This is a genomic window from Nocardioides ganghwensis, assembly GCF_014779655.1.
GTDB lineage: Bacteria > Actinomycetota > Actinomycetes > Propionibacteriales > Nocardioidaceae > Nocardioides > Nocardioides ganghwensis.
This window is the reverse complement of record NZ_JACXYX010000017.1, coordinates 106,885-113,191: the sequence shown is the minus strand read 5'-3', so window position 1 is coordinate 113,191 and position 6,307 is coordinate 106,885. Positions and strand designations below refer to the sequence as shown.

Genomic DNA, 6,307 nt, shown 5'->3' with positions numbered 1-6,307 from the left:
GAAACGCGACAGCACCGGGGAGGTGAGGGTCAAACGATCCAGCGCGCCGCAACGGCGTCCTAGAGTGACAGCGAGTGTCACCGATCAACCGACATAGATCTGTCACCCATCACCCGAAGGTCTTCAGGGGCGCCGTGTCTCGCGCTCGACCGCGGCAGTCCCGAGCCGCGGACGACACGCCCCTCGACCTCCCCGCCACCGGGGCCTGGCCACGTCAGGATGTGGCCAGGCCCCGCCACGTATGAGGTAGCGGGGCCGAGTACGTGCCCGGCGGCCCGGGTCGGAGGACTCTCGTCCCCCGACCCGGGCCGTCGCGGCGATCAGACGCCGAGGTTGAGCAGCCCCAGGATCTGGTTGAGCAGGGTCTGCAGCTGGCCGAGCAGTCCGGCGAGCGGACCGCCGTCGAGCAGGCCCGCCACGGCGCACAGCAGGTTGCCCAGCAGGTTGCCGGCCCCCGGCACGGCGACGATGTCGAGCACGACGCGCTGGAGGTTGATCTCCAGGCCCAGCAGGTTGAGGTCCAGGGGACCGAGCACCAGGTTGAGGATGTCGCAGGCGGCCGCGCCGGACGCCATCCGGCCGCTGGTGACCGACTGGCCGTTGATCTTCTTGACGGGGATCAGCTGGACCCCCGAGAACTTCGTGTTCGGCCCGGCGTCCTTGATGACGCCGCGCAGGAAGCCCTTCATGTAGAGCGCACCGTCGCGGTTGACGGTCTTGATCGGGGTGAACGAGCCAGTGACGCGGTCACCGTTCGAGGTGCGACCCACCACCTTGCTCGTGATCTTGCCGAGGTCGGACTTGCCCACGACCGAGCGGCTCGAGGTCTCGGCGGCCGAGGCACTGCCGACGGTGAACGAGGTCAGTCCGACGGACATCGCCAGAGCGATCACGAATCCTCCGGCGAACCGCCGTGCTGCATGTGTGATGTGTGGCATTTTTCCCTCCGAGTGGTACGCCTCCCGCAGGACGACAGGCGCCGCCCCCAGCTCCCGACGCTAGGCACGGTCGGCCCCCGCCGGTCATACCCCAACGGGTACGACACGTGTGCGACTGCCGTTTACCCCCGCGAGGCACAGCCTTGGGGGTGGGCGAGGCTCATGGGGCACCTCCGCGCGGGTACCGGTCCCGGGATCATCCCCCAGATCGCACCCGAGAAGACCGAGGAACCCGATGACGTACGACATGAGCACGACCCTGATGACCGTGATCGGCGTGCTCGCCGCGATCGGCGCACTCCTCTACGTCATGGCCGTCCTGGACCCCACCAGCACGCCGAAGCCGTCGCACCGCGCGGAGCGTCGCCGCGTGGAGCCCTGACCCGGAGGTCGGCGGTCGTCGGCGGTGGTCAGCGGCTCCCGGCGTACGCCGCCACGTGGGCGTCGATCTCGGCGCCGATGCGCGCCTTGACGTCGTCGGGGGCGAAGGACGCGTCCACCGCGGCGCGGGCCAGGTCGGCCACCCCGCGCTCGTCGAGGTCGAGCAGCCCGGCGGCGACCTCGTAGTCGTTGTTGAGCGAGGTCGCGAACATGGGCGGGTCGTCGGAGTTGATCGTCACCGTCACCCCGGCCTCCACGAAGGTGCGCAAGGGATGCTCCTCGATGCGCTCGACGGCCCGCGTGGCGATGTTGGACGTCGGGCACACCTCCAGCACCACCCCCGTCCCGGCGAGGTGGGCGAGCAGCTCCGGGTCCTGCGCGGCGGAGACGCCGTGGCCGATCCGCTCGGCGCCCAGCAGCCGTAGCGACTCCCAGACCGTCTCGGGGCCGGTCGTCTCTCCCGCGTGCGGCACCGACCGCAGCCCGGCGGCGCGGGCCCGCGTGAAGTGCTCCTCGAACTGGGCCCGCGGCACCCCGATCTCGGGACCGCCGAGCCCGAAGCCCACCAGGGCGTCCGTGCGGTGCTCGAGCGCGTACGCGAGGGTCGCGTCGGCGGCCGGGATCCCGGACTCGCCGGGGATGTCGTAGATCCAGCGCAGGACCAGGCCGAAGTCGCGCTCGGCCGCCACCCGCGCGTCCTCGATCGCCTCGGTGTAGGCCTCGATCGGGATGCCGCGCACCACGGACGTGTACGGCGTGCAGGTGAGCTCGGCGTACCGCAGGTGCTGGCCCTCGGCCATCTCCCGCGCGACCTCGTAGGTCAGCAGCCGGACGTCCTCGGGCGTGCGGACCAGGTCGACGACCGCGAGGTAGACCTCGATGAAGTGGGCGAAGTCGCGGAAGGTGAAGAACCTCCGCAGCTCGTCGAGGTCGGACGGGACGCCGGCGCCGGGGTGGCGCGCCGCCAGCTCGGAGACGATCCGCGGCGACGCCGACCCGACGTGGTGGACGTGGAGCTCGGCCTTGGGCAGGCCTGAGATGAAGGACGTGAGGCTCACGCCCCGCAGTGTGTCAGCCCGTCGTCCCGACCATCGCCTCGGCGATCTCGGCCAGGGTCTCGCCCTCGACCTGCTCACCGTCGACGAGGACCGTCGGCGTCGCCCGGACGTCGGCATCCGTCGCCGCCTCCCCCGCGGCGTCGACCCAGCCCTCGAAGGCCAGGTCCTCGATGCCGGGGCGTACGGCGTCCTCCTCGGCGCCGGCCTCGACGGCCCACTCGACGAGCTGGTCGTCGTCGGGGAACGGGCCGGACTCGGACGGCTGGTTGTCGAAGAGCAGGTCGTGGAAGGCCTTCGCCACGTCGGGCCCGGACTCGTCGAGCACGACGGCGAAGGCGTTGGCCGCCTCCATCGAGTAGTCGAAGCGCCGGGCCAGGAACGGCAGCGGGCGGTACTCGACGTTGGCCTCGCCCGCCTCGACCGCGGCGTCGAGCTGGTCGCCGACGGTCTGCTCGAGCTGGCCGCAGAACGGGCAGAGGAAGTCCTCGTAGATCACGATCTCCTTCGGGGCGTCGGCCTCGCCGACGAGCAGCCCGTAGGTGTCGGTCGCGCCCTCCGGCGGCGTGTCCGGCTTGTCCGACCCGAGGTTGGTGACGAGGAAGTAGCCGCCGACGACGAGCACGAGGACGCCTGCGATCAGGCCGAAGCGGGTGAGCTGCTCCTTGCGCTTGGCCTTCTTGCGCCGCTCCTCGGCCTCCGCACGGGCCCGCTCGGTGCGCGCACGCCGCGCCTCCCGCTTGGCCGCGGCGGCCGCCTTCTCCTCAGCGCTCCTGTGCGAGCTCTTCTTCTGCGCCATCGAGGCTTCCTTCGTCGTTCGGTGTGGTGATCAGCAGTCGTTGCACCACCGACCCTAGGAGGTGAGGCTGAGTCGAGCCTGAGAACACCCCAGTAGGGTGGCCCGTCGTGAGCGACAGACTGGTGTGGATCGACTGCGAGATGACCGGCCTCGACCTGGGCGCGGACGCGCTCATCGAGGTGGCGGCGCTCGTGACGGACTTCGAGCTCAACGTCCTGGGCGAGGGCGTCGACGTCATCATCAAGCCGTCGCAGGAGTCGCTGGACCAGATGGTCGAGTTCGTCCGGTCGATGCACGAGAAGTCGGGGCTGCTCGACGAGCTCGCCACCGGTACGACGATGGCCGAGGCCGAGGAGCAGGTGCTCGCCTACATCAAGGAGCACTGCCCCGACGGCAGCCGTCCGCCGCTGGCCGGCAACACCGTCGCCACCGACCGGTCCTTCCTGGCCCGCGACATGCCCGGCCTGGAGTCGTTCCTGCACTACCGCATCGTCGACGTCTCCTCGATCAAGGAGCTCTCGCGCCGGTGGTACCCCCGGGCCTACTTCGCCGCGCCGACCAAGCGCGGCAACCACCGCGCGCTCGCGGACATCCAGGAGAGCATCGAGGAGCTGCGCTACTACCGCGAGGCCGTCTTCGTGCCCCCGCCCGGCCCCGACAGCGCCCGCGCGAAGGAGATCGCGGCCCGCCACGGCGGCCAGCTGACCGGACTCGGCGAGGACGCCGGGCCCGATTCCGACTCCGCGGGCTGAGTGCCCTACACTTCTCGTCGTCCGCAGCGCGAGCGCCGCGGGACATGGTGGGTATAGCTCAGCTGGTAGAGCGCCGCCTTGTGGTGGCGGATGTCGCGGGTTCAAGTCCCGTTACTCACCCCAAGCAGATCGAGCCCCCGACCCGACCAGGTCGGGGGCTCGACTCGTTCGCTCGACCCTGCGCTCCGCCCGCAGCACGAGCGAGAGCGTCACCATCGTCTTCCGTCCAGGGAGTCGTCGAGGAAGTCGAGCACCCGTTCCTCCCACTCGTCGGGCGCCGTCTCCAGGGCTTCGGTGTGGCCGGCCTCTGGCACGGTCCAGATCTGCACGAGGCCGTTGCCGCGTTGCTGCACGTAGTCGGCCGCCAGGGACTCGTCGCGCCGGTCGCCGGCGGCGATGAGGAGGAAGGCAGTCGGGTCGGAACGGCTGGTGGCGATCGACACGGAGTCGCGCAGCGGAAGGGGCCGAGGCGCGTCGCTCAGCAGGTCGGTGAACCAGTAGGTGACGGCGTCGATGCGCTGCTGGACCGCTCCGCGTGCGCCGTACGCCGCCTCGAGGTAGCCCTTGTCGGCCGCCACCCGGTTCGTGGCCCCTTCGGCCACCACCGCGGCGACCCGGCGGTCCGCTCCGGCGGCGCCGATGGCCTGCTCACCTCCCATGGACGTGCCGACCAGCGCGATGCGCCCGGCAGCGACGCCGGGCTCGCCGGCAAGGAAGTCGACGGCCCCCGAGGCGTCGGCTTCGCCGTACCACCCGAAGTCCATGCTCCGCCCCTGGCTCTCGCCATGGCCCCGGGCGTCGAAGAGGAGCACCCCGTATCCGTGCTCGGCGAGCACCGCTGCGTGCTCGAGCTCCCCGGACCGGGTGGACCCGGCTCCGTGCATGAGGGCGACGGCGGCGCCGTTCCGGGTGGGGACGTACCAGCCGGCCAGCTCCACCCCGTCGCCGCTGGGGAAGGTGACGTCGCGGAAGGCCACCCCCAGGTCCGCCGGCGTGCGCTCACCCAGCTCCGGGCGGGGCGCGTACGCCGCGGCCACCGCCTGGCCGAGTGTCCACACGGACAGGAAGGTGGCGACGAGCACCAGGAGGACGGCCGGGGTCCACCACCTGCGCCGGATGGAGGCCAGGACCCGCCGTCCGCATGACGACGTCGCCTCCCTCCTCACGACGATCCTCACGCTGGTGGTCGCGCAGGGCCAGAGGCGAAGGTCCCGCTACCCCCCGGTCGCCTGTTTGCGGACCGGCACCCGCAGCGGTAGCCGTGCCGAGCCCCTCGGGTTCGCCTCGGCGACGCGGTCCATCACATCGATGATGTTGCGCAGGTTGATGATCAGCGCGCCGTAGACGGGCCACTCGGGCGAACGCTCCGTGGAGCGCAGCTTCTCGGTCAGGTCCTCCAGCCTCGCGCGTACGTCGAGCAGCGCTGCCGGATCGTCGCCACTGGTGGCGCGACCGGCGTCGCCCAGCATCGAGATCCACGGGGCGGCGAAGGTCTCGCCCCATCGCTCGCGGTGCGCACCCTGCCCGCCCAGCGTGCGCGCCAGGCTGCGGATCTCGGCGACAGCCTGCTCCATGCGCCGCAGCAGCCCGTGCCACTGCTCGGGGTTGCGCATCGCCCGCGCCTGCCGCCGCGGGTTCAGCCGGGCGCTCTCCTGCGACTGCCGGACGAGCGCCCAGGCCTGGTCCAGGTCGGCGTCGAGGTCGCGCGTGCGCTCGATCCACCCCGTGACGTCCTCCTCCTCCCAACCGTCACCCAGACGACCGGCCATGTCGACGAGCAGCTCGCCGATGCCGTCGTCGACCCGGTCCAGCGCCTTGGCGGCCGTGTGCCTGCGCAGGGGTGGCCACACGATCACGTTGACGAGCAGGCCGACGGCGACGCCGATGGCTGTGTCGTAGAGGCGCGAGATGAGCATGACGTCGCTCTCGAACCCGGTGGTGAGGACCACCAGACCCGTCGTGGCGATGGTCGTCGCTTCGGCGCCCAGCCACGGGACCGCTCCGAGGACGAGCGCCACCACGAGCAGCAGTGCGATGGCCCAGGTGCTCAGCCCCAGCGCCTGGCCAACGAAGCTGGCGAGCAGCACCGCGACGACGGTGGCGGCGACCTGCTGCATGCCTTTGGAGAACGTCCTGTAGACGGTGGCGTGCACCACCAGCAGCGCCGCCCACGGCGCCAGGAACGGTTGCGGCAGCTCGAGCAGGCTTGCCGCGATCACCCACGCGGCGACCGCCGCGAGCACCGTCTTGACCAGCTGCAGGACGTCGTTCCACCAGATCGGGTCACCGAGCCGGTCGTCGACGCGCTCCCTCCACGTGCTCATGCGTTCTCCTCTCCCTCGCCGATCGACACTACGGTCGGGGCGAGGGGGGCGCATCACC

General features: G+C 71.3%; 7 protein-coding genes and 1 tRNA gene. 3 read left to right on the top strand and 5 right to left on the bottom strand.

The window, feature by feature from the left end:
• Positions 1–320: 320 nt before the first annotated feature.
• Positions 321–893, bottom strand: coding sequence for a hypothetical protein (locus tag IEZ24_RS18095; RefSeq protein ID WP_207206877.1), 573 nt, complete (start codon positions 891–893; stop codon positions 321–323).
• A 292-nt stretch (positions 894–1,185) separates the two neighbouring features.
• Between IEZ24_RS18095 and IEZ24_RS22145 the strand changes: the two genes are divergently transcribed.
• A complete protein-coding gene (locus tag IEZ24_RS22145) occupies positions 1,186–1,320 on the top strand; it encodes a hypothetical protein (RefSeq protein ID WP_263575465.1) in 135 nt (44 codons plus the stop codon).
• Between the two features lie 28 nt (positions 1,321–1,348).
• Here the strand turns inward: IEZ24_RS22145 and IEZ24_RS18090 are convergent, their stop codons facing one another.
• Together IEZ24_RS18090 and IEZ24_RS18085 are read right to left on the bottom strand one after the other, a co-directional pair.
• Entirely contained in the window at positions 1,349–2,377 is a 1,029-nt protein-coding gene (locus IEZ24_RS18090; protein WP_242498549.1) for an adenosine deaminase, read from the bottom strand.
• Positions 2,378–2,390: 13 nt separating this feature from the next.
• Positions 2,391–3,173: a DsbA family protein gene (locus tag IEZ24_RS18085; RefSeq protein WP_129456020.1), complete on the bottom strand. Its 783-nt coding sequence runs from the start codon at positions 3,171–3,173 to the stop codon at positions 2,391–2,393.
• Between the two features lie 107 nt (positions 3,174–3,280).
• On the opposite strand from IEZ24_RS18085, the gene orn reads away from it, so the two are divergent.
• Positions 3,281–3,925 (top strand): oligoribonuclease, encoded by a 645-nt coding sequence (gene orn, locus IEZ24_RS18080; RefSeq protein WP_129456021.1) that lies wholly within the window; start codon positions 3,281–3,283, stop codon positions 3,923–3,925.
• 47 nt (positions 3,926–3,972) lie between these two features.
• Positions 3,973–4,048: transfer RNA gene (locus IEZ24_RS18075), tRNA-His, on the top strand.
• Positions 4,049–4,134: 86 nt separating this feature from the next.
• Here the strand turns inward: IEZ24_RS18075 and IEZ24_RS18070 are convergent.
• Together IEZ24_RS18070 and IEZ24_RS18065 are read right to left on the bottom strand one after the other, a co-directional pair.
• Positions 4,135–5,091 carry an alpha/beta hydrolase gene (locus IEZ24_RS18070; RefSeq protein WP_129456022.1) on the bottom strand — a complete coding sequence of 319 codons (957 nt, stop codon included), beginning with the start codon at positions 5,089–5,091 and terminating at the stop codon, positions 4,135–4,137.
• A 48-nt stretch (positions 5,092–5,139) separates the two neighbouring features.
• On the bottom strand, positions 5,140–6,249 hold the full coding sequence (locus IEZ24_RS18065) for an FUSC family protein (protein WP_165356136.1): 1,110 nt from the start codon (positions 6,247–6,249) through the stop codon (positions 5,140–5,142).
• Positions 6,250–6,307: the final 58 nt, after the last annotated feature.

Bases quoted from the DNA above. Each gene is read 5' to 3' on its own strand.
- IEZ24_RS22145 (WP_263575465.1), top strand. From the start codon at position 1,186: ATGAGCACGACCCTGATGACCGTGATCGGCGTGCTCGCCGCGATCGGC.
- IEZ24_RS18085 (WP_129456020.1), bottom strand. From the start codon at position 3,173: ATGGCGCAGAAGAAGAGCTCGCACAGGAGCGCTGAGGAGAAGGCGGCC.
- IEZ24_RS18065 (WP_165356136.1), bottom strand. From the start codon at position 6,249: ATGAGCACGTGGAGGGAGCGCGTCGACGACCGGCTCGGTGACCCGATC.